The organism is Streptomyces sp. NPDC052023, assembly GCF_044548465.1.
Classification (GTDB): Bacteria; Actinomycetota; Actinomycetes; order Streptomycetales; family Streptomycetaceae; genus Streptomyces.
Genome location: NZ_JBIUBW010000007.1, coordinates 69,899 through 90,156 on the forward strand (window position 1 = coordinate 69,899; position 20,258 = coordinate 90,156).

Sequence of the window (20,258 nt, forward strand, 5' to 3'; positions counted from 1 at the left end):
GGCGTCAGGGACCGGGGAGAAAGTGTTCGCGCACGAGGATGACCTGGTCGATCCACTCGTCCAGTTCCTCCTCGTCACGGGTGGTGACCCGGCACGAGTGGGAGTCGCCGTCCGCGAGGTGCACGGTCACGGTGAGGCCGAGTCCCCGGCCCTTCTCGTCGTAGGTGACCGCGCGGACGGCACTCCAGGCCAGATGGGTGGTGCGTCCGTCGTTGCCGAGTGAGATGCCGTCCGTGTCGGCCACCACGGCGTTCTTGCGGTCCATGGCGAGGAACTGCGGTTCCTCGGTGCCCGCCTCCGCTGTGGGTGGCAGGTTCGGGGGCGCCGGAGGGTAAGCAGGCATCGGCGGCGGTGACGCGGAGGGGGCCACCACGGTGGGCCGGTAGCCGGCGGAGTGCTGCTGCTCTTCGGGGCGCGCGAGCGTGTTCAGCAGTTGCTCGGGGGTGGGCCGCTGCTCGGGCGACTTGGCCATGCAGGCGGCGACGACGCCGCGCAACGCGGAGGGCACGGCGGTCAGGTCGGGCTCGTGGTGCACCGACCGGTACATCATCGCCGCCGGGGTGCCCTCTCCGAAGGCGCTGCCACCGGCGGCGGCGACCAGGACCGCGCCCAGCGCGAAGACGTCCGCCGCCGGCGAGACCGGGTGTCCCTCGGCCTGCTCGGGGGCCAGGAATCCGGGAGTGCCCACGGCGATACCGGTGACCGTCAGGCGTGAGCCCTCGACTGCCCGCGCGATACCGAAGTCCACGACGCGCGGGCCGTCGTGGGCCATGATGATGTTGCCGGGCTTCAGGTCACGGTGGACGAGCCCGCAGTCGTGGACGGCCTGCAGGGCCTCGGCCAGGGCAAGCCCGAGCTGCCGCAAGGCAGTGTCTCCCATCGGCCCTTGGGTGGCGAGGAGTTGGGCGAGCGTCGGGCCGGGAACGTAGGCGGTCGCCAGCCAGGGCGCCGAGGCGTCGGGATCGGCGTCCACGACCGGCGCCGTGTGGAAGCCCCCCACGGCACGCGCCGCGGTGATCTCCGCGCGGAACCGTTCGCGGAACCCCGGATCCTGTGCCAGCTCCGGTTTGGCGACCTTCACGGCCACCGGGCGTCCGCCTCGCGAGCGGGCGAGATACACGGTGCCCATCCCGCCCTCACCGAGCACCCGCTCGATCACGTACGTACCGATCCGCTGCACCCCGGGCCCCCTCCCCCGGCACCAGCCTAGAGCAGCCGATGCCCCTGGAGCGGTGGCCTTGTCTCTGCCGTGCCGGCCAGGTCCGGCCGGCGCCGAGCGATCGGCTTGACCTTGACACGGTGGCAAGGCCTTCACTGCGGGCAAGGAGGTGGCCGATGATCGCGCCGCAGGAGGACACGAACACGATGCGAGCTCTGCAGAGACTGGACGACACCGATCCGTCGGTGCGGCTGCGGGCGGCGCTGGCGGTCGGTACGGCACCGGACATCCGGTCCGTCGGCACGCTCGTCGAAAGAAGCGCGATCGAACCTGAGTTCTCCGTGCGTGACATGCTGACCTGGGCACTCACCCGCCACTCACCATCGATCACGGTCCCCGTGCTCATCGCGGAGCTCCGCTCGGAGCGGGCGCAGGCACGCAGTCAGGCTCTGCACACCCTGTCCAAGGTCGGCGACCGGCAGGCGTGGCCGGCGATCACACGGGACCTGCTGACCGACGCCGACAACGAGGTCGCGAGGAGCGCCTGGCGGGCAGCGGTCGCACTGGTGCCTCAGGGTGCGGAAGCCGGACTGGCTGACGTACTGGCGACGCAACTCGGGCGCGGCGAGCGGGAGACGCAGCTGAGTCTCAGCCGGGCTCTGACCGCGCTCGGTGAGGTGGTCATGCCGGTCCTGCGCGCCGCGATGACGGACGCGGTCCCTCGTGTGCGAGAGCACGCGATCGCCACGGAACGGCTGGTGCGCGACCCGGATGCCGGATTCGGTTTCGCGATCGAGGAGGCGAAGCGCATCGTAGCCCTGGGCAGGAGCGGTCACGAGGGGTGATGGACGGTGTTGATCGGTGATGTGGCACAGCGGTCCGGGGTCAGCGCCCGCATGCTCCGACATTACGAGTCGCTCGGCCTGTTGCGGCCGGCGGGCCGTACCGATGCCGGATACCGGGAGTACTCCGGCGAGGACATCCGGCGAATCTTCCATATCGAGAGCTTGCGGTCGCTCGGTCTGTCGCTGCGCGAGGTCGGGCGCGCGTTGGACGATCCCGGCTTCGAGCCCACGGAGCTCGTCGAGGATCTGATCCGCCGGACGCGAGAACGCATCGCGAGTGAGACGGAGCTGCTCACGCGGCTCGGCCGGATCGGTGCAGCGGAACCCGCCGGCTGGGATGACGTGCTCCAGATCGTCGCGCTCCTCCAGGCCCTGGACTCGGAGAGTGCCGGCAAGCGCCAGCGTGCGGCCCTCTCCTCGGTCGAAGGGGCTTCGGTGCCCGTGGAGGCCGTGGTGGAGGCGGCACTGAGCGAGTCCGACCCGATCGTCGCCGGCGCCCTCCGATGGGCGCTGGCGCAGTCGGGCGACGGAGCACTGGCACTCCTGGCGGAGGGGCTGCGCTCACCGACGGCGGAGGTCCGCAAGCGCGCCGTGCAGTCCATCGCCGACATTCCGACCGGCGAGGCGACCGCGCTGCTGCGGAGTGCCCTGACGGACACCGACGTCACGGTCCGCAGGTGTGCGGCTCTTGAGCTCGGGGCACGCGGGGTGGCCGAGGCGGTCCCGACGCTCCTGGACATGATCGTCGATGAGGCGAACGACGTGGACGCGGCTGACGCGCTGAGCGGGCTGGCGAGTGATCCGGCGATGGCGGATCAGATCTCCGCCCGGCTCGTCGAGCGTCTCGGCCGGGCCACCATGGAGGCGTCCGCACGTCGACGGCTGGCACAGGCGCTCGCGGAGATCCCGGGAGACGGGGCGTCTCGTGCCCTGGCCGACCTTGCGCGTGACGAGGATCGGGCTGTTGCGCTCACCGCTACGTACATTCTCGGGCTGCGCAGTGCGCGATAAGGGGTGTTCTCACTTCTGGCTCCTTGACGGCCGTCGGCATCGGGAGACGGTGACGACCTGCGGTGCGCCCCGTTCCGTACCCTGGCGGCATGCGCATGCGCCCCACCCTGAGCTGGATCCCTTCCGAGGACCTGCCTCCGGGCACCACAGACCTGGAACCGATCGCCGACGCGCTGAGCACCGGCCGTGTCCTGGTGCTCAGTGGGGCCGGCATCTCCACGGAGTCGGGCATCCCCGACTACCGCGGCGAGGGCGGGAGCCTGAGCCGGCACACCCCGATGACCTACCAGGACTTCACGGCCGACGCCCAGGCCCGGCGCCGGTACTGGGCGCGCAGCCACCTCGGCTGGCGTACCTTCGGCCGCGCCCGCCCCAACGCGGGGCACCGGGCCGTCGCCGCATTCGGGCGGCGCGGCCTGCTCACAGGCGTGATCACCCAGAACGTCGACGGACTGCACCAGGCCGCGGGCAGCGAGGGCATAGTCGAACTCCACGGGAGCCTGGCCCGGGTCGTCTGCCTGTCCTGCGGCGCCTTCAGCCCACGCCACGAACTCGCCCGGCGCCTGGAGGAGGCCAACGTCGGCTTCGAGCCGGTCGCCGCCGGAATCAACCCGGACGGCGACGCCGACCTCACCGACGCACAGGTCGGGGACTTCCGCGTGGTGCCCTGCACGCGCTGCGGCGGCGTTCTCAAACCGGACGTGGTGTTCTTCGGGGAGAACGTTCCGCCGCAGCGGGTCGAGCACTGCCGCGAACTGGTCGGTGAGGCGGCGTCGCTGCTTGTCCTGGGGTCTTCACTGACAGTGATGTCCGGGCTCCGGTTCGTCCGCCAGGCGGCGCAGGCCGGAAAGCCGGTACTGATCATCAACCGGGATCCGACCCGGGGTGACCGGCATGCCCTCACCCGGGCCGCACTCCCCCTGGGCACGGCCCTCGCCTCCGTGGCCGCGCGGCTGGACATCCCCGTCGACGGCCAGGCGGCTCCCCCGGATCGTGCGGGGCACATGAGCGGGGCCGATTCCGGGGCGCCCGTCCGGGGCGGCGAAATCCTGGAGGTCCGCCCCGGCCCGCGCGGCTGACGATCTCTCAGTCGAGTACGACGGCTGCTCGCCCCTCCGCTCGGGCAGCTGTGCTCTCGCGGTTCGCCCAGCGACGCGGTCGAACGGGTCCGTCGATCGCCACAGAGCAGACCCCGTCCTCCGGATGCCACGCGGCAGACGCCCGAGTACGGCACGACAGGGTGAGCCTGCGGTATTCCGGGCGCGGCGGGGTAAGGGGATGTCGATCAGCCCCGCGGAGAAGGAGCCGAGGATGACCGACGACGCCTACCTGTTCCTGCTCGACGACGCGTCCGCGCCCCTCGGCGTGGCTCCCGCCGCCGTTGGGGATCTCGCCTCCCTGGAGACTCCCGCGGTCCGCGCCTGGCTGGACGCCCAGGGCAGCACCCTCACCTCCCCGCACCTGCGCCTGCTGCCGCCCGAGGAGGCGGCGGCCGTTCCCGAGGGAGCGGAACGGCTGCCCCTGCGGTTGAGCGACGAGGAACTGAGCCGGGTCCGCCACCGGATGGCGCCGGAGCCGCTCGCCCGTGTCGAGGAGGATCTGCTTGCCTATCGCGATTGCGCGGACGGCCGCGACACCCTGATCGGACGCGCGCTGGCCGCGGGCGTGGCACCGCACCGTGTCGTCGAACTGACCGGGGTGGATCCGGCGACGGTGACGGCCGCGGCGGGCCGCTGACGGGGCGACGGCCCCAGCCGTCGCCCGGTCTCACGCCTCCGGTCCAGGAACCGGCGGACAGGCGACCCCATACGGGCGGGGCCCCAACTGGACCGCGGACCCCCCAATGGACCGCGACACGACGGCGCGACGACCCCAGCCTCGTCTTTCACGCACCCATCCAGGATCCGGGCGAACAGGCGACCCGCTACCGGCGCGGGCCGCCTCGGCGAACACGCGATGCGCTCCGGCGCGGGCCACCCACCGGCTGAGCAGCGAAAGCAATGCCGAGGAAGAGCGCGACGACCCCAGCCGTCATCCCGTCTCACGCAACCCGGTCCAGGATCCCGCCGGACAGTGACACGTGTCCGCACGGACCGGCCCCCACCTGGTCCACGAGGCGACGCCTCTGACGGCCCGACGACCCCAACCGTCGAGTCATCTCTCACGCACCCGGTCCAGGATCCGGCCCGACAGGTGACGCGATGCCGGCGCGGGCCGCCTCCAGTTGGGCGGCGAAAGCAATGCCGAGGAAGAGCGCGACGGCCGTGAGGTTGGCCCACAGCAGCAGGGCGACGAAGGCCGTGAGGGGGCCGTAGACCGCGCCGAAGGCACCGCTCTCCTCGACGTACAGCGCGAGCAGCCAGGTGGCCGACACCCACAGCAGGAGGTGCACGGCCGAGCCGAAGGCCAGCCAGGTGTAGCCGGGCTGGACGCGCCGGGGCGACCAGCGGAAGATCACTGCGGAGGCCACCCAGGCCAGCGCGAGCCCCACGGGGATGTCGAGCACGCCCCACCATTGCGGCCCACCGCCCTCGTGGCCCGCGGAGTCCGCCACCGCGTCGCCGACGGCCTCGCCGGCGACGAGGACGACGAACCCCAGCCCCAGGGGAAGACCGGCGGCGAACGCGAGCACGATCGCCCGTCCGTACTTGCGGGGGAAGGGACGGTCGCGCTCGATGCCGTAGATGCGGTTGGCGCCACGCTCGATCTGGCCCATGGCCGAGGAGAGGTTCAGCAGGGCGAAGCCCAGACCGAGCCACAGGGCGAGCGTGCTCCAGACGTCGCCGTGGGCGGTGCGCCGCGTCCCTTCGAAGGCGTCCTTGACGATCTGCGCACTGGCGCCCGGCACGATGCGGCCGAGCGTGAGCTCGATGATCCGGCCCACGCCCTCCGTGTGCACGGACGTGGCCAGGCCGACGAGCGCCACGGTGCACGGAACGAGGCCCAGCACCACCTGGAAGGCGAGGGCCCGCGCGTTGGTGAAGCCGTCCGCGTAACGGAACCGCGCGAAGGAGTCGGTCAGCAGCCGCAGCCCTCCGTAGTGGCGCAGGGCGGCGAACGCCTCGTCTCCGGAGAGTTCCTCCCCGATCATGTCCCGGGTCTGCGGGACGTGGACGGCGGTACCCATCGTATGGACGCTCCTTGTCGTTGGGCTGCTCTCGCAGGGCCGCACTCGCAGGGCTGCTCCCCCTCTCCTGTTGCCCCGTGAACGTTCCCGTCCGACCTGGTACTTCCGACACGCCCGGCCGCGTCGCGGATTCACCCGCACGGGAGCCGCGTCACTCGCCGGCGATCAACGGTCGGCACTTCACCGCACCCGCATAATTGACAGGTCCATGCCTGTTGCCTAGTTTCCTCTGCGGTCGCGGCGTCGCTCAGACCCGTAACCCCGGGAGGATGAACATGGCTGCCCCGTTCGTCGCTCACCGCGCCCTCGACGGCGCGACGTATCGCCTGGAGGGCGACCTCGACCTCCGGGCACCGTGCACCTCTGCCGTCGAAGTGGTGGCCGGTGGAAGGCTGGTCGAGTTCACCTCGGGGCCCGTCACCCTGGGAGACGACGTCGCCGCCTCCCTCGGGATCGCGGCACCCGAATCCGAACTCACCTTCCAGAAGGGCACGCTGCGCATCTTCCGGTCCGTCGAGCGTGAAGCGCGCTCGGGGCTCGTGGAGCGGCCGTCGCTCGTCGTGTGGCAAGGGCGCAGCCACGCGCTCGTGACCCGCCTCTACGGCCTCGGCGCCGCCGAAGTGCTGGAGCTGCTCCGGTCGGTGCGCCTCACCGAGAGCGAGGACGGACTCGCCCTCCGGCCCGGTCCGCCGGCGTCGAGCGCCTTCGCCCGCCCCGCGACGGTGATCAAGGAAGTGCCCGGACTCGGGCTGCTGGAGCTGTCCCGGCGGACGAAGGAGCACACCGCGCAGCTTCCGCCCTGGAAGGGGGTCGCGGTCCCGTCCGGCGAACTGTTCCGCGACACACTCTCCGACGGCAGTCCCTTCTTCGTGCTCTCCTCCGAGGAGCTCTGGGCCACCCTGGTGCCGTTGGCGTCGACCTCCGTCGAGCGCGTGCCCGAACTCGTCGGGCGTCTCGCGCTGCGCCGTACCGGGTGAGCCGGGGATGAGCGGCTTCTACGGCGGGCTGACCGCCTCGATCGTGACGCTGACCCTGCTCGTGGGTGCGGCCGCCCACGCCGCCCGGCCCGCCGCCCTGGGCGAGGCGCTGCGGGCTCACGGGGTGCTGGGCCCGCGGTCACGTCGGTTCGCGGCCGTCGTCCTGCCCTTCGCCGAAGGGGCCCTGGGCGTGGCGGGCGCCGCCGCGCTGCCGGCGGGTCACCAGCGAGCGTTGCAGGCGGTACTCGCCGCGGCAGCCGGTCTGTTCGGGCTCTACGCCGGGTACACGCGGCATGTCCTCGCCCTCGGCCGGGGCGGGCCGTGCGGCTGTTCGCGCCGGGACGTTCCTCTCAGCCGGTGGGTGACCCGCCGGGCAGCGGCCCTCGCCGGCCTCGCCCTGGCCGGCGCGGTCCTCGCCGAGGCCGGAGCTTCACGGCTCACCGCGGCCGAACTGGTCACGCTCCTGCTCGCGGCTTTCGCATGCACCGTGCTGCTGTGGATCCTGCCCGCCGCCATGAACGAGCCCGCCGGGGCCGGCGCTCACCGGCCTGCCACCGCCGTCGTCCGCCCTAGGGCCGAAGCCACCGTGCACCGATCTGCCGAAGGAGTGTCGACGCGATGGACTTCACCACCAGCGCGGTGATCGTGTCGTGGGCGGCGATCGCGCTGCTCGCGCTGGTCGTCTCGGGACTGGTCAGACAGGTGCACCAGCTGTCGCGCGCACAGCCGCACGGCACCGGACGCGTGGGGCTCGCGCCGGGTGCCTCGGCGCCCGGGCTCGACACCCCCGCACTGGACGGGCTCCTGTCGCCGGACCGCCCCACGCTGCTGCTGTTCCTCGACGCCGACTGCGGCACCTGTGGCCAGGTGCTCGCCGAGGCAGGCGCCTGGACGGCCCGCCGGGCCGGCGCCGGCGCGCCACAGGTGGTCGGGCTCTACGCAGGCACCGCACCGCGTCCCGGCGAAGGCCCCGTCCCGGTCCTGGGTGACCGCCCGGAACTGTTCACTGCCTACGACATCCCGGCCACCCCCTACGCGGTCGCCGTGGACCCGGCGGGCCGGATCGCGCGGTCGGAGCCGCTCGGCTCGCCCACCGCACTGCTGCGGTTGCTCGACGACATCCACCCCGCGACGCCCAGGAGCCTGCCATGACGTCACTGGAGGACGTGCCCGCGCTGCGCCGGTCGGGGACCGGCGGCCGCGCCCGGGCCGGACGCGGATCCCTGGAGTCGTTCACGCCACGCCGGCGCACCGTGCTGCAGGCGGCCACCGCCGTCGGCTTCGCCGCGCTGGGGGTGTTCCCCGCGGCCCGCCAGGCGTACGCCGACGGCTACGACATCTGGACGGGCGCGTGCCCGAGTTACGCCTCCGGCCACAACTGCTCACCGGGCTGCGGGCCCAGCACCGTCTACGCCGACGCCTGTGTGACGTCGGGGACGAACACCGGATTCCACCGGTCGGACGGGGTCACCTGGACGCTGCGACCCAACCAGTGCTACGCCGGTACCTACGACGGCTGGCTGTGGGCGTACAGCGCGGCCTGCGGCAACTGCGGCTGCGGTATCGAGCGGCGCTGTCACGACGGGTACCGCAACACCGGCTCGGGCTGGGTGAAGTCCATCTGCCGCTGGACCACCGACTGCGGCTGCCCCGGCTCCGTCACCTGGCCGGCCACCGGCCGCGGGGCGACCGGGCCCGACGTCCACACCGTCCAGCACCTGCTCGCCTTCCATGGCCACCCGACCGACGTGGACGGCGTCTTCGGGCCGGACACCGAGGCGCGGGTGGAGGATTTCCAGACGGCGAAGGGACTGAGCCCCACGGGCAGTGTCGGCCCCGCCACCTGGCCGGTCCTGGTCGTCACCGTGCGCCAAGGAGATGTCGGCGACGCCGTCCGCGGCGCCCAGCGTCAGCTCAACAAGCACGGCCACGCCCTGAACGTGGACGGCAACTTCGGCACGCTCACCCGGCAGGCCGCCGTCGCTTTCCAGTCCCTGCACGGTCTGACCGCCGACGGTGTGGTCGGTCAGAACACCTGGCGCACACTGACCGGGACGGTCTAGGTGAACGGGTCCGGTCCGCGCGCGGCCCCGGCGCGTGGTGTCCGTACCGTCCGGGCGCGGCTGACCGATCCGGCCGTGCCCGTGGCGGCCCTGGCGGTCGCGGCGGTGGCCGCCGTCTTCCATGCCCCTGTGCTGACCTGGGCGATCACGGGTGGTCTGGCCGGATACTCGCTCTCCGGGTCCGTTTGAACGCGTAACAGCGCGTTCGCGCTGGCCTCGCCAGGTTGGCGGGCGACGTACCGGCAGGCAGTCGTCCTGGGCGTGTTCTCCGGCGGCCTGCTGGCCGGCGGGACGCTCACGGCCGGGGTGCTGTGGCTTCTGTCCGGTCTCTTCACCCCCGCGCCGGCTGCCGGGCGGCAAGCGCTGATCGTGGTGGTCGCGCTGGTGGCGGCGCTGCGCGACGCGGGCAGGCTGCCGCTGCGCCTGCCGCAGAACGCCCGGCAGATCCCGCAGGACGTGCTGCGCCGCCATCTGGTGCGCGGGGCGGCGCAGTTCGGCTTCGAACTCGGCACGGGCGTGCGTACCTACCTCTCGGCGAGTGCGCCGTACGCGCTGGCGGTCGCGGTGCTGCTGTCGGGCGGGTCCTACGTCCCCGCCCTGGCCGCAGGACTCGGCTTCGGCGCGGGCCGGGCCCTCACCCCGGCTCTGCGCAGGCTCTCCGGCAACGGGGAACACTGGGACGACCTGCTCGCGCGGCGGCTGAACGGCGTCACCCTCCTGTGCTCCGCGCTGACCGCCACCGCCGCCTGCGCCGTGCCCGCCTAGCCTCGTGGCGGCGAACAGCACACGGCGGGCAGGTGCCGGGAACCCCAAGTGAAACGACCGCGCCGCACCGCTCCGCACAACTGCCCGTACCAAGGCGTGAGTTATGCCGGTGGTCTGGTCCTGTGGCAGATGGTGACAGTGTGGACACGCCATGGCTCCCGGCGCCAGACTCGGCTCAGCCCCTTGCGGCTACTCATGAATCGGGACGGAGGCATGATGCCGAGACGTACGATCCGACTTCTCCTTTCGTTTGTCATGTTCATGGCCGCCACTTTGGGTGGCGTGCTGGCCACGGCCGGCCCGGCCCAGGCCGACGAGTGCTACACCTGGAACCGCACCCTGTCGCAGGGCATGACGGGCGCCGACGTGACCCAGCTGCAGATCCGGGTGGCCGGGCATGTCGACTACGGCGAGATCCTGTCCGTCGACGGCAACTTCGGCCCGCGCACCAAGGCCGCGGTCGCCAAGTTCCAGCAGGCGTACGGGCTGTCGGCGGACGGGGCCGCAGGGCCCCAGACGTTCAGCAAGATCTACGCGCTCCAGGACCCGGACTGCACACCGATCCACTTCACCTACGCCGAGCTGAACAAGTGCAACTCCGACTGGTCCGGCGGAGCGGTCAGCGCGGCGACGGCCAAGTCCAACGCCCTGCGCACGATGTGGAAGCTGGAGGCCATGCGGCGCGCGATGGGCGACGTCCCGATCGTCGTGACCAGCGGCTTCCGCTCCCACGCCTGCAACAACGCGGTGGGCGGCGCCTCGAACAGCCGGCACCTGTACGGCGACGCGGCCGACGTGGTCGGCAACCCGTCGTTCTGCCAGCTCGCGCAGCGGGGCCGCTACCACGGCTTCGGCGGGATCTTCGGCCCCGGTTACCCCGGCCACGACGACCACACCCACCTGGACGGACGCACCAGCCGCTCCTGGTCCGCGCCCAGTTGCGGCATCTGACCGGCGCATCCCCCGAGCACCGCTCGGCCCCGGCACGGGGCCGGCCTGCCGTGCCGGGACGCCCTTCACTCGTCCCGGCACGGCGCAGACCTCCCCTGCCGTAACTCCCCACTCTCCCCGCACCGAGTTGGAGTGCCCTGATGTCGTCCCGCAACCTGTGGCGCGTCCGCGCCACAACGGCCGTACTGGCGCTGCTCGCCGGTATCGGAGCGTTCTCGGTCCCCGCACCCGCCCTCGCGGACTCCCCGCCCGGGACCCGGCAGACCGTCACCTATCACGGATACCGCATCGAGGTGCCCACCGACTGGCGGGTGGTCGATCTGACCGAGAACCCGCGTGCCTGCCTCCGCTTCGACAGCCCCGCCGTCTACGTGGGCGAGCCCGCCGAGCAGAACGACTGCCCCGCCCGAGTCGTCGGCCGTACGGCGGGCATCGTCGTCGAGCCCCTCACCGCCCGCTCCGCCGACCGGTCGACGGCTGCGACCGCGCGGACGCCACGAGGCAAGGCCACCGCCCCGACCGCCACCTCCAGCAACGGGACCATCCAGGTCGCGGTCGAGGACGCAGGAGTCCTCGTCACCGCGGCGCACACCCCTGGGACCGAGAGCCTGGTGCGCGGCGTCCTCGGCTCGGCCGAACTCACCGCGGGCGCCCGGCGCACCGAGCTGCCCCGCACGGGACAGCACTCCGGCGCCGCTCCCCTGGCGGCGGCCGGGCCGCAGCCCGGCAGTTACCTGGGCAAGGGCTTCGACGCCTGCACCGCGCCCTCCCAGGCCGCCATGAACGCCTGGCAGGCCGGCTCGCCGTACAGCGCGGTCGGCGTCTACATCAGTGGCTCCTTCCGCGGCTGCGCCCAGCCGAACCTGACCGCGAGCTGGGTGACCAACCAGACCGGCAACGGGTGGCGTCTGATCCCCATCGACGTCGGGCGCCAGGCGCCGTGCACCAACTACTCGCTGAAGATGTCCAGCGACCCGGCCACGGCCAGGTCCCAGGGCGTCACCGCGGCCGCCGGCGCCGTGACCGCCGCGTCGAACCTCGGCATCCCGGCGGGCAGCGCCCTCTACAGCGACATCGAGGCATACACCTCCACGGCCTCCTGCAAGGCGGCCGTACTGTCGTACCTGTCCGGGTGGACCGAGCGGCTGCACAGCAGCGGCTACCTCTCGGGCTTCTACTCCAGCGCCGCCTCGGGCATCAGGGACGCGGCCAGTGAGTACGGCAACGGTGCCTACACGCGCGTCGACCACATCTTCTACGCCTGGTGGAACGGCGCCGCCGACACCGACACCGGTTCCTACGTGCCGTCCACCCACTGGTCCGACCACCAGCGCATCCACCAGTACGCGGGTGAGGTCACCGAGTCCTACGGCGGCTACTCGATCAACATCGACCGCGACTACCTCGACGTCGGCACCGGCACCCCGCCGCAGCCGGGCTGCACCGGAGCCGGCCTCGACTTCACCGCGTACCCCACCGTGCGCAGCGGCTCCACCGGCGACCTGGTCAAGGCGGCCCAGTGCCTGCTGAAGGCCGCCGGTCACGACCCCGGCGCACCGGACGGGATCTTCGGCCCCGGCACCACCACCGCCACCCGGAACTTCCAGGCCGGCAAGGGACTCACGGCGGACGGCGTGGTCGGCCCCAGGACCTGGACCGCGTTGCTGTCCGGCGGGGCCACCCCGACCGTCCGGAACGGTTCGACCGGAGAGGCCGTCTCCCGTCTGCAGCGCGCCCTGACCGCCGCGCTCGGCCGGACGGTGGGCATCGACGGGATCTTCGGCTCGGGCACCACCCAGGCCGTACGCGACTACCAGTCCTCTCGTGGGCTGGGCGTCGACGGCATCGTCGGCCCCGGCACCTGGGGCGCCCTCCAGTCAGGTAGGTGAGAAGTCATGAGACAACTCGTGCGCGTCTTCGCGCTGTTCGCCGCGATGTCCGGTCTGCTCCTCGCGGCGGGCGTCCCCGCGCAAGCCTTCCCCCAGGCCGCGTTCCCGCTGACGAGCAACGGCAACCGGGGCACCGACGTCGTCGCGCTCCAGCATCTGCTGACCGCGCACGGCCGCACGGTCACCGCCGACGGCGTCTTCGGCTCCGGCACGCGCAGTGCCGTGGTGGGCTTCCAGCAGTCCAAGGGCCTGACCGCGGACGGCATCGTGGGGCCCGCCACCTGGGGCGCGCTCGCGATCACCGTACGGCAGGGCGACGACGGCCCGGCGGTGCGCGCGGTCCAGTCGCTGCTCAACGCGAAGCGGGGCGCGGGCCTCTCGGTGGACGGAGCCTTCGGGCCCGCCACTCACACGGCGGTGCGCACCTTCCAGTCGCACGCCGGGATCGGTGTGGACGGCGTCGTGGGGCCGGCCACATGGAAGAACCTGCTGTGGCACTACGAGAACATCGACTTCGGTGCGGGAACGATGTGCGCGCAGAGTCCCGACGGCAACGCGGGCGCCCACTGGGCGACAGCCGGGGCCGTGGGCCAGCTCGAAGCGGCCGCCGCCACCTTCACGGCCACCGGCAACGGCCGGCTGCCGGTCGGCGACGCGGGATTCGAGCACGGTGGGGACATACCCGGCCACGCGAGCCACGAGGTCGGGATGGACATCGACGTGTGGCCGATCCGCACCGATTCGGCACAGTGCACGGCAGGACGCATCACCTGGCAGTCGTCGACGTACGACCGGACGGCCACCCGCCGGCTGGTGCAGGAGATCCGGGCGAAGGCACCCGGCCACGTCGAGCTGATCTTCTTCAACGACCCGCAGCTGATCGCCGAGGGGCTGACCACGAGCTACCCGAACCACGACAACCACCTGCACGTGCGCTACCGGTAGCGGGGCCGCGGCCCGGCGTCGGCGCCGCACGGCCGTGGACCTCGTGGAACCGGGGAAGCAGGATCGGGCCCGCCCCCTCCAGGGGCGGGCCCGATCCCGTCTCACCGTGCCGGTCAGGCGTCGGCGTCCGCCTTGCGGCGACGGGCGGCGACCACCGCGCCGGCGCCGAGCACCAGCGCCGCGCCGGCCACGAGGGCGACCTTCGGCAGCGCCTCGCTCGAACCGGTCTCGGCGAGCGGGCCGTTGCCACTGCCGCCGGATTCGTTCACGGCGGTGGTGGAGGTGCCACCCTGCTCGGTGGTGTTGCCGGTATTGCCGGGCTTGCCCTCGGCGTCCTCGACCTTGCCCGGGTCGCTGCCCTTGGCCAGGATCTGGAACTCGTGGTCGTTCAGGTCCGGGTAGCCGCCACAGGAGTCGTCCTTGTTGACGTAGTCGGCCGAGGCGAAGGCGGCGCCCTGGCCGGCCGGGATGCCTGCGTCGACCTTCAGGCGCAGCTTCACGTCGGCCGAGGACTTGGCCGCGAGGGGGCCGACGGACAGGCCGCCCATCAGGTCGGTGTCGCGCCACTGCGGGTTCGCCGCGGTGGACCACTCCAGGTCGAGGTAGGAGTCGAGCGCCTCGAGGCCCTTGGAGTCGAAGGCATGGACGGCGGCGTACGGGAACACCTCGTCCATCGTCTTGTCGGTGCCGTTGGTGACGCGCAGGGTGAAGTTCGCCGTGGTGCCGCCGACGACCTTGTTCGGCAGCCCGCTGACGACGGCGGTGAGCCTGGGCTCGGGGACGCACTCGCCGCCCGGCTCCTCGCCCTCCTCGGCCTCGGCGTCCGCCAGTGCCTTCTTCGCGTCGTCCAGCTTCGTCCTGGCTTCGTCCCGCGCCTTCTGAAGGAGGCCGATCTTCCGGACCTGGGCGACCCGGGCGTCGCCGTGGGCGGTGTTCGCCTCGGCCACCTCGGCGTCGGCGGCGGTCTTGGCCTCGGCGGCCTCCTGGGCGGCCTTCTCGGCCTCGGCGAGCGCCTTCTGCGCCGCGGCCTTGTCCTCGTCGGTGGTGGCGGCGTCCAGCACGGCCTGCGCGTCCACGACCGCCTGGTCTGCCTCGGCCTTCACCTCGGCGGCTGCAGCGGCGGCCTTCTTGGCCTCGGCGAGCGCGACATTGGTCGGGTAGGTGTCCGCCGCCATGTCCTCCTCGAAGAACTTGACGGCGTCGTTCACCGCGATGACAGCGGCGTCGTACTCCTTCTGCGCGAGGGCGACAGCCTTCTTCAACTCGTCGATCGTCGAGTTCGTCTTCACCGCCCGCGCGGCCGGCTTCTCGTCGGCGAAGGCGGGCGCGGCCGCGAGGAGGACGACCGGGGCGGTCACGGAGGCGGCGACGGCGGTCGCGAGAACGGAGCGGAACTTCAAGGTGAACCCCTGGTCGGGTGGAGGAGAAGATTGTGGGTGGTCGCGCCGCGGAGTGCTCACGCGGCGTGACGCCCCGGTGATCGTATGTCCCGGACGATCAGGACCACAGCCGGCTTTTCGCGCCCCCGACGGAACAGGCGCCACATCGCACGAACAAAGGGCACCAACCGCGACAGTTGCCCACGGAGGCGGCGCCTTTTCTGTGAGCCATGTCATCGCACCGCGCGGGGCCCGGCGCCGGCTGGCCGCACCGGCACCACCGGTCCTGACGTCTTGGCGCCATGTCGCAGAGACGCCAGGACGCCGCACCGCCCGGGCCACGGACCGGCACGAGGGGCGTGCCATATGTGCCCGATCGCGCCCAGGCGTGGCGGGCGCCACGTGGCCGGGCCACCGGCATTCCCGTCGGACGCCCGGGTCAGGGCGCCCGGAAGCATGCCGCCGAAGCCCGGCCCGGCCGACGCGGCAGTGGTTCTCGGCCAGCTTGTCGATTTCCGTCAACGCCCTCTGCGAGCACCCTTGTTGATCCTGTGGAGACGCCATACGGGGGCGACGGCGCGCCGAGTTGACGGTGATAGCATTCCGCCGTCTGCGACCTTGATCCACTTTGTTCGGGTGCTGACCCGAGGTGTTCCTCGCACCAGCAGCAATGCAGTCCTCGTGTGACGGGTTGCGGGCCCCTTGCGAGGTCCGTCGACGCCTGCATGCCATGCGCCGAGAAAGGTTTCCATGACTCAAGACGTGCTTCTTTGGTGCCTGGTTGCGATAGCGGTGACAGCCATGGCCGCGGTCGCAGCGCTCGTACTTCGCAACAGAGCCCTGGGGGTGAGGAAGAGGGAGTCGGAAGCCGCACTCGGCCAGCGGCTCAACTACGCCGAGGCCGAACTCACCCGCGTGCAGCACGAGCTGGCCAAGGTCCGCAGCGAGCAGGACGGTGTGATCCGGGAGGCCGAGCAGGCCGCGGAGGAGAGCACCAAGGCGGTCCTCAAGGGCGCCGCCCGCTTCCTGCAGAGCCTCGCGGTCGAGCAGACGGTGCTGCTGGACGAGATCCAGCGCAAGTACGGCGGGCACGCCGTCCTCACCGACCTGATGGAGGTCACCCACGCCAACGCGCAGATGGCCCGGAAGGCTCAGGGCATCGCTGTCATGTGCGGCGCGCCTCTCGGCCGGCGCAACCAGCCTGCAAGTGTCTACGACGTCGTCCGCAGCGCCCAGAGCCAGATCCGGAACTTCCACCGGGTCGAGATCATGCAGCCGAGCGGCATCGCCCTGAAGTCGTCCGCCGTCGCGCCGGTCGCCCTGGCGGTGGCCGAGCTGCTGGACAACGCTGCCAGCTTCTCGCAGGCGGACGCACCGATCGAGGTGACGTTCCAGCGCGTACAGAAGAACCTGTGCATCGTCATCGACGACGCCGGCGTCAGCATGAGCGACGAGGACCGGCAGCAGGCGACCGCTCTGCTGTCCGGCGACGCCGTCCCCCGGCTGTCGCAACTGGGCACCCAGCCGAAGTTCGGCTTCCCCGTCATCGGTCTGATCGCTCGTCAGTACGGCTTCAAGGTGGACGTCACCGGAGTCTCCCGGTACGGCGGCGTCCGTGCCGTCGTCCTGCTGCCCGAGGAGTTGTGGACCATGGAGGAGACCACCCCGCCGGCCACCGAGGCGCAGGTGAGCAGCATCCGACGCGGTGAAGGCCGTGAGCAGTCCAGCTCACGCACGGTGCACGGGCTGCCGAAGCGTGGAGCGCGCAAGTCGCCCATCACCAGCGTCCCCACCGACGGGGGCGTCCCCGGCGGTGAGCAGACGCCCAGGAGGGCCTCCCGGGGCTCCGGCGGCGGGTTGGGGGCATTTCAGCGCGGCACGCTGTCGGGCCGTGACCTCGAAGCCCCGACTCCTGAAGGGTCCGAAGAGGCATGACAACTACAGACATGTCGTGGATGGTCCAGGACATCGTGGACAACGTACCCCGGGCACGGCACGCCGTGGTGCTGTCCGCGGACGGCCTCCCTCGCGGGTCCACCGACGGCCTGAACCAGAAGGACGTCCGGACGATCTCCGCCGCCATGGCCGGCATGCAGTCGCTCAGCCGGGCCACCGCCCACTTCGCCGGACCGTCGCAGGAGCGGCTGTGGAACCAGACGATCGTCGAGTTCTCGCACGGCTGGGTGTTCCTGATCGGGGCCGGCCAGGGTGCCTTCCTGGCCGCTGCCGCGGAGCCCGACGTCGACATGCAGCAGATCTCCTTCCGGATGAACCGGCTGGTCGCCCGGCTCGGCAACAACCTCACCTCCCCGCCCCGGGTGACTGCCGGTGACCCGGGCTCGGCCGGGGGCGGTGCCTCGGTGCGGCGCGAGGAAGCGGGCGGAACGGGGTTCGTCCTGCCCGAACTGGACAAGGTGATCGCCTCCGTGCCGGGTGCCCGGCACGCTCTGCTGCTCGGCGCGGACGGTCTGCCCCGGGGGGCGAGTACCGGGATCGGCCGGGACCTCGCCGACACGATCTCCGCGGCCATGACGGGGATCCACGCCTACAGCCGTGCCACAGCGCCGTTCGCGGGCGGACTGCGCGACGACGAGTGGCGCCAGACGGTCATCGAGTTCCAGCACGGCTGGATCTTCCTGATCGCGGCAGGCGCCGGCGCCTTCCTGGCGGCCGCCGCCGAACACGACTGTGACATCGAGGAGTTCACCACGCGCCTGAGTGACGTGATACCTGCGCTCGTCGCGCGGCAGGTGTCCCAGGGAGGGAGGGCCGGCGATGCATGAGGAAGCGGACGGCGAGCTGGAGCTGACGTCGGCGTTAGTCCCTCTGTTCGTCATCGCGAAGGGACGCGCCTTGCCCGCGGAGCACGAGTACGAGCACACCACACTCGTCACCGCCCAGGAAGGGGGCTCGGCCGCGGCCCGCACGCTGTCCCCGGAGGCCCGCGCGGTCATGGACCTGATCGCCGACGGTTTCCTGTCCGTGGCCGAGGTCTCCGGCTACACGCGGCTGCCCCTGGGCATCGTGCGCATCCTGCTGGCGCAGATGGCGGAGGACGGCCTGATCTTCGTGAGGAATCCGGCGCCGCGTGCCGAACGTGTCGACCGTGAACTGCTCACCGCCGTGCTCGACGGCCTGAAGACACGATTCGGAGCGTAAGCCGTGTATCTGGATCCAGCCGTCTCCCGTTCCGTGAAGATCCTCGTCATGGGCCACTTCGGGGTCGGGAAGACCACTTTCATCGGAAGCATCTCCGAGATCGAACCCCTCCAGACCGAGGAGGAGATCACCGAGGCCAGCGAGGGCCTCGACGATCTGTCGGGCACCCCGGACAAGACGACCACCACCGTGGCGATGGACTTCGGTCGTCTGACCCTCAGCGACACCCTCGTCCTCTACCTGTTCGGAACGCCGGGTCAGGAGCGCTTCAAGGAGATGTGGGAGGGCCTGTCCCGGGGCGCGCTGGGCGCACTGGTGCTGGTGGACCCCGAGCGACTGCACGAGAGCTTCCCCATCCTCGACCTGGTCGAGCAGTTCGGCCTGGGCTACGCCATCGGCGTCAACCGCTTCGACGGAACCCCCGACTACCCGCTCGACGAGGTACGCGAGGCGCTCAACCTCTCCGATGAGACCCCCATCAACTACTGCGACGTCCGCAACCAGGATTCCGCGGCGCAGTCCCTCATCACCCTCGTGAAGCACCTCATGTCCATACTTGGCTAGGAGCCACGGCATGCACCAGCAATCCGACCCGGCCGGCATACCGGCCGGCTGCCCCGCTCACGGCAACGTCCCGCTGTACGGACCGGAGTTCGGCTCCGACCCGGAGCGTCAGTACGCCCACCTGCGCTCGCTGGGGCACAGCGCCCCCGTCGACATCGCGCCAGGCGTTCAGGTCGAGCTCGTGACCAGCTACGACGCGAGCCTGTACATCTTGCAGAACCCGGCCCTGTTCGTGCGGGACTCGCGCCGCTGGAACGCATGGAACGAAGGGCGCGTGCCCGCCGACAGCCCGGCCCTGCCCATGATGGGCTACCGCCCCAACGCCCTGTTCAGCGACGGCGCCGCACACGCCCGGCTGCGGCAGGCGGTGACGGACAGCCTCGCCACGGTCGACCAGGTCCGGCTCGTACGTCTGGTCCAGCAGTCGGCCGACTACCTGATCAGCCGGTTCAGCTCCGACCGCGCCGGCGAGGCCGAGCTCATGACCGCCTACGCCCAGCCGCTGCCGCTCCTGGTGTTCGGCGATCTGTTCGGCTGCCCGCCGGAGCTGGGCGACCGCGTCATCACCGGGATCACCGGCATCTTCCAGGGCACCGCCGGCGCCGACGAGGTGCTGGGCGGCGCGCTCGCCGAACTGATCGCCCTCAAGCGCAGCCAGCCGGGCGAGGACCTCACCACCCGTCTGATGGTGCACTCCGCCCGGCTCACCGACGAGGAGGTGCTGCACCAGCTCGTCACCCTGCTCTCCGGCGGAACCGCGCCCCTGGCCGCCGCGATCGGCACCAGCAGCGCCCTGTACCTCAGCGACGAGTGGCCGGCCGGACTGCCGATCGAGGACGCGGTCGTGAAGACACTGTGGAACTACGCGCCGATCGCCAACTACGCCGCCCACTACCCCACTCAGGACGTCGAGCTGGGTGGCAGGACGCTGCGGGCCAACGACCCGGTGCTGATCTCCTTCGCGTCGGCCAACACCGACCCCAAGCTGACGGAGCACCGCGAGCAGCTCAGCGCCAAGGCCCACCTCGCCTTCGGTGCCGGCCCGCACGCGTGCCCGGCCAAGGACCCGGCGTTCATGATCGCGGCCACGGCGGTCGAGTCCCTGCTCAACAGGCTCCCTGACATGGAGGTGGGCGTCCCGTTCAAGGAACTCGCCTGGGTGCCGGCCCCGTGGAGCCGCTCCTTGACGGCCGTTCCCGTGCGGTTCACGCCCCGCCCCGTCCCGCCGGCCGCCCCCTCGACGCCGCTCGCCTCGCGCGCGGCCCAGCCGGCGCAGCCGTCCGCTGCCGCGTCCCAGGTGTCCCCGCACTCTCGGCCGGCCCAGGACGCGCCGCAGCACAAGGGTGGCCTGTTCAGCCGCTTCCGCGCCTGGGTGAGGGGCGAGTGATGTAAGTAACCCTAAGAAACGACAGTGTTATTGGATG

The 20,258-nt window shown here is 71.7% G+C and carries 21 protein-coding genes; 18 read left to right on the plus strand and 3 right to left on the minus strand.

Features of this window, described 5'->3' with window-relative positions; genetic code table 11:
• Nucleotides 1–4: 4 nt before the first annotated feature.
• A complete protein-coding gene (locus tag ACIHCM_RS16950; protein ID WP_399896401.1) occupies nt 5–1,129 on the minus strand; it encodes a serine/threonine-protein kinase in 1,125 nt (374 codons plus the stop codon).
• 206 nt (nt 1,130–1,335) lie between these two features.
• Here ACIHCM_RS16950 and ACIHCM_RS16955 point away from each other — a divergent pair, with 206 nt between their 5' ends.
• From ACIHCM_RS16955 to ACIHCM_RS16970, 4 genes are all read left to right on the plus strand, one after another.
• Nucleotides 1,336–2,004 (plus strand): HEAT repeat domain-containing protein, encoded by a 669-nt coding sequence (locus ACIHCM_RS16955; RefSeq protein WP_399895788.1) that lies wholly within the window; start codon nt 1,336–1,338, stop codon nt 2,002–2,004.
• Nucleotides 2,005–2,010: 6 nt separating this feature from the next.
• Nucleotides 2,011–3,015 carry a HEAT repeat domain-containing protein gene (locus tag ACIHCM_RS16960; protein WP_399895791.1) on the plus strand — a complete coding sequence of 335 codons (1,005 nt, stop codon included), beginning with the start codon at nt 2,011–2,013 and terminating at the stop codon, nt 3,013–3,015.
• An 89-nt stretch (nt 3,016–3,104) separates the two neighbouring features.
• Nucleotides 3,105–4,094, plus strand: coding sequence for an NAD-dependent protein deacetylase (locus ACIHCM_RS16965; RefSeq protein WP_399895794.1), 990 nt, complete (start codon nt 3,105–3,107; stop codon nt 4,092–4,094).
• Between the two features lie 232 nt (nt 4,095–4,326).
• Nucleotides 4,327–4,752, plus strand: a complete 426-nt coding sequence (locus ACIHCM_RS16970) for a DUF6003 family protein (protein ID WP_399895796.1) — start codon at nt 4,327–4,329, stop codon at nt 4,750–4,752.
• Nucleotides 4,753–5,176: 424 nt separating this feature from the next.
• Here ACIHCM_RS16970 and ACIHCM_RS16975 read toward each other — a convergent pair whose 3' ends face one another.
• Complete coding sequence (locus ACIHCM_RS16975; protein WP_399895799.1) at nt 5,177–6,142, minus strand: YihY/virulence factor BrkB family protein; 966 nt, start codon at nt 6,140–6,142, stop codon at nt 5,177–5,179.
• A gap of 275 nt (nt 6,143–6,417) precedes the next feature.
• Between ACIHCM_RS16975 and ACIHCM_RS16980 the strand changes: the two genes are divergently transcribed.
• The 9 genes from ACIHCM_RS16980 (at nt 6,418) to ACIHCM_RS17020 (ending at nt 13,732) form a co-directional block, all read left to right on the plus strand.
• On the plus strand, nt 6,418–7,119 hold the full coding sequence (locus ACIHCM_RS16980) for a hypothetical protein (protein ID WP_399895802.1): 702 nt from the start codon (nt 6,418–6,420) through the stop codon (nt 7,117–7,119).
• Nucleotides 7,120–7,126: 7 nt separating this feature from the next.
• Nucleotides 7,127–7,762, plus strand: a complete 636-nt coding sequence (locus tag ACIHCM_RS16985) for a MauE/DoxX family redox-associated membrane protein (protein WP_399895805.1) — start codon at nt 7,127–7,129, stop codon at nt 7,760–7,762.
• Complete coding sequence (locus tag ACIHCM_RS16990; RefSeq protein ID WP_399895808.1) at nt 7,738–8,271, plus strand: hypothetical protein; 534 nt, start codon at nt 7,738–7,740, stop codon at nt 8,269–8,271. Before ACIHCM_RS16985 ends, ACIHCM_RS16990 begins: the two co-directional genes overlap by 25 nt.
• Entirely contained in the window at nt 8,268–9,182 is a 915-nt protein-coding gene (locus tag ACIHCM_RS16995) for a peptidoglycan-binding protein (RefSeq protein WP_399895811.1), read from the plus strand. The genes ACIHCM_RS16990 and ACIHCM_RS16995 overlap by 4 nt, the downstream gene beginning before the upstream one ends.
• A complete protein-coding gene (locus ACIHCM_RS17000) occupies nt 9,183–9,371 on the plus strand; it encodes a hypothetical protein (RefSeq protein WP_399895814.1) in 189 nt (62 codons plus the stop codon). It abuts the gene before it with no gap.
• A 72-nt stretch (nt 9,372–9,443) separates the two neighbouring features.
• Nucleotides 9,444–9,947 (plus strand): hypothetical protein, encoded by a 504-nt coding sequence (locus ACIHCM_RS17005; protein WP_399895817.1) that lies wholly within the window; start codon nt 9,444–9,446, stop codon nt 9,945–9,947.
• A 216-nt stretch (nt 9,948–10,163) separates the two neighbouring features.
• Nucleotides 10,164–10,898 (plus strand): D-Ala-D-Ala carboxypeptidase family metallohydrolase, encoded by a 735-nt coding sequence (locus ACIHCM_RS17010; protein ID WP_399896404.1) that lies wholly within the window; start codon nt 10,164–10,166, stop codon nt 10,896–10,898.
• Between the two features lie 140 nt (nt 10,899–11,038).
• Entirely contained in the window at nt 11,039–12,787 is a 1,749-nt protein-coding gene (locus ACIHCM_RS17015; protein WP_399895820.1) for a glycoside hydrolase domain-containing protein, read from the plus strand.
• A gap of 6 nt (nt 12,788–12,793) precedes the next feature.
• A complete protein-coding gene (locus tag ACIHCM_RS17020) occupies nt 12,794–13,732 on the plus strand; it encodes a penicillin-insensitive murein endopeptidase (protein WP_399895823.1) in 939 nt (312 codons plus the stop codon).
• A gap of 113 nt (nt 13,733–13,845) precedes the next feature.
• On the opposite strand, the gene ACIHCM_RS17025 is transcribed toward ACIHCM_RS17020, so the two are convergent.
• Entirely contained in the window at nt 13,846–15,132 is a 1,287-nt protein-coding gene (locus ACIHCM_RS17025; RefSeq protein ID WP_399895826.1) for a peptidase, read from the minus strand.
• Between the two features lie 780 nt (nt 15,133–15,912).
• Here ACIHCM_RS17025 and ACIHCM_RS17030 point away from each other — a divergent pair.
• Genes ACIHCM_RS17030 through ACIHCM_RS17050 form a run of 5 tightly spaced genes read left to right on the plus strand, consistent with a single transcriptional unit; the run spans nt 15,913 to nt 20,221 of the window.
• Complete coding sequence (locus ACIHCM_RS17030; protein ID WP_399895829.1) at nt 15,913–17,046, plus strand: ATP-binding protein; 1,134 nt, start codon at nt 15,913–15,915, stop codon at nt 17,044–17,046.
• A gap of 20 nt (nt 17,047–17,066) precedes the next feature.
• Entirely contained in the window at nt 17,067–17,894 is an 828-nt protein-coding gene (locus ACIHCM_RS17035; RefSeq protein ID WP_399896407.1) for a roadblock/LC7 domain-containing protein, read from the plus strand.
• A complete protein-coding gene (locus tag ACIHCM_RS17040; RefSeq protein WP_399895832.1) occupies nt 17,887–18,270 on the plus strand; it encodes a DUF742 domain-containing protein in 384 nt (127 codons plus the stop codon). Before ACIHCM_RS17035 ends, ACIHCM_RS17040 begins: the two co-directional genes overlap by 8 nt.
• 3 nt (nt 18,271–18,273) lie before the next feature.
• The gene (locus tag ACIHCM_RS17045; protein WP_399895835.1) at nt 18,274–18,834 is read left to right on the plus strand and encodes a GTP-binding protein; all 561 of its coding nucleotides are present in this window, start codon (nt 18,274–18,276) and stop codon (nt 18,832–18,834) included.
• Between the two features lie 10 nt (nt 18,835–18,844).
• Entirely contained in the window at nt 18,845–20,221 is a 1,377-nt protein-coding gene (locus tag ACIHCM_RS17050; protein WP_399895838.1) for a cytochrome P450, read from the plus strand.
• The last annotated feature ends 37 nt before the right edge of the window (nt 20,222–20,258 follow it).

Excerpts from the sequence above, each read along its gene's own strand:
- ACIHCM_RS16990 (WP_399895808.1), top strand. The coding sequence starts at position 7,738 with ATGGACTTCACCACCAGCGCGGTGATCGTGTCGTGGGCGGCGATCGCG.
- ACIHCM_RS17010 (WP_399896404.1), top strand. The coding sequence starts at position 10,164 with ATGCCGAGACGTACGATCCGACTTCTCCTTTCGTTTGTCATGTTCATG.
- ACIHCM_RS17040 (WP_399895832.1), top strand. The coding sequence starts at position 17,887 with ATGCATGAGGAAGCGGACGGCGAGCTGGAGCTGACGTCGGCGTTAGTC.
- ACIHCM_RS16965 (WP_399895794.1), top strand. The coding sequence starts at position 3,105 with ATGCGCATGCGCCCCACCCTGAGCTGGATCCCTTCCGAGGACCTGCCT.
- ACIHCM_RS17035 (WP_399896407.1), top strand. The coding sequence starts at position 17,067 with ATGGTCCAGGACATCGTGGACAACGTACCCCGGGCACGGCACGCCGTG.
- ACIHCM_RS16975 (WP_399895799.1), bottom strand. The coding sequence starts at position 6,142 with ATGGGTACCGCCGTCCACGTCCCGCAGACCCGGGACATGATCGGGGAG.
- ACIHCM_RS16950 (WP_399896401.1), bottom strand. The coding sequence starts at position 1,129 with ATGGGCACCGTGTATCTCGCCCGCTCGCGAGGCGGACGCCCGGTGGCC.
- ACIHCM_RS17030 (WP_399895829.1), top strand. The coding sequence starts at position 15,913 with ATGGCCGCGGTCGCAGCGCTCGTACTTCGCAACAGAGCCCTGGGGGTG.
- ACIHCM_RS16995 (WP_399895811.1), top strand. The coding sequence starts at position 8,268 with ATGACGTCACTGGAGGACGTGCCCGCGCTGCGCCGGTCGGGGACCGGC.
- ACIHCM_RS16980 (WP_399895802.1), top strand. The coding sequence starts at position 6,418 with ATGGCTGCCCCGTTCGTCGCTCACCGCGCCCTCGACGGCGCGACGTAT.
- ACIHCM_RS17015 (WP_399895820.1), top strand. The coding sequence starts at position 11,039 with ATGTCGTCCCGCAACCTGTGGCGCGTCCGCGCCACAACGGCCGTACTG.
- ACIHCM_RS17020 (WP_399895823.1), top strand. The coding sequence starts at position 12,794 with ATGAGACAACTCGTGCGCGTCTTCGCGCTGTTCGCCGCGATGTCCGGT.
- ACIHCM_RS17050 (WP_399895838.1), top strand. The coding sequence starts at position 18,845 with ATGCACCAGCAATCCGACCCGGCCGGCATACCGGCCGGCTGCCCCGCT.
- ACIHCM_RS16955 (WP_399895788.1), top strand. The coding sequence starts at position 1,336 with ATGATCGCGCCGCAGGAGGACACGAACACGATGCGAGCTCTGCAGAGA.
- ACIHCM_RS16985 (WP_399895805.1), top strand. The coding sequence starts at position 7,127 with ATGAGCGGCTTCTACGGCGGGCTGACCGCCTCGATCGTGACGCTGACC.
- ACIHCM_RS16970 (WP_399895796.1), top strand. The coding sequence starts at position 4,327 with ATGACCGACGACGCCTACCTGTTCCTGCTCGACGACGCGTCCGCGCCC.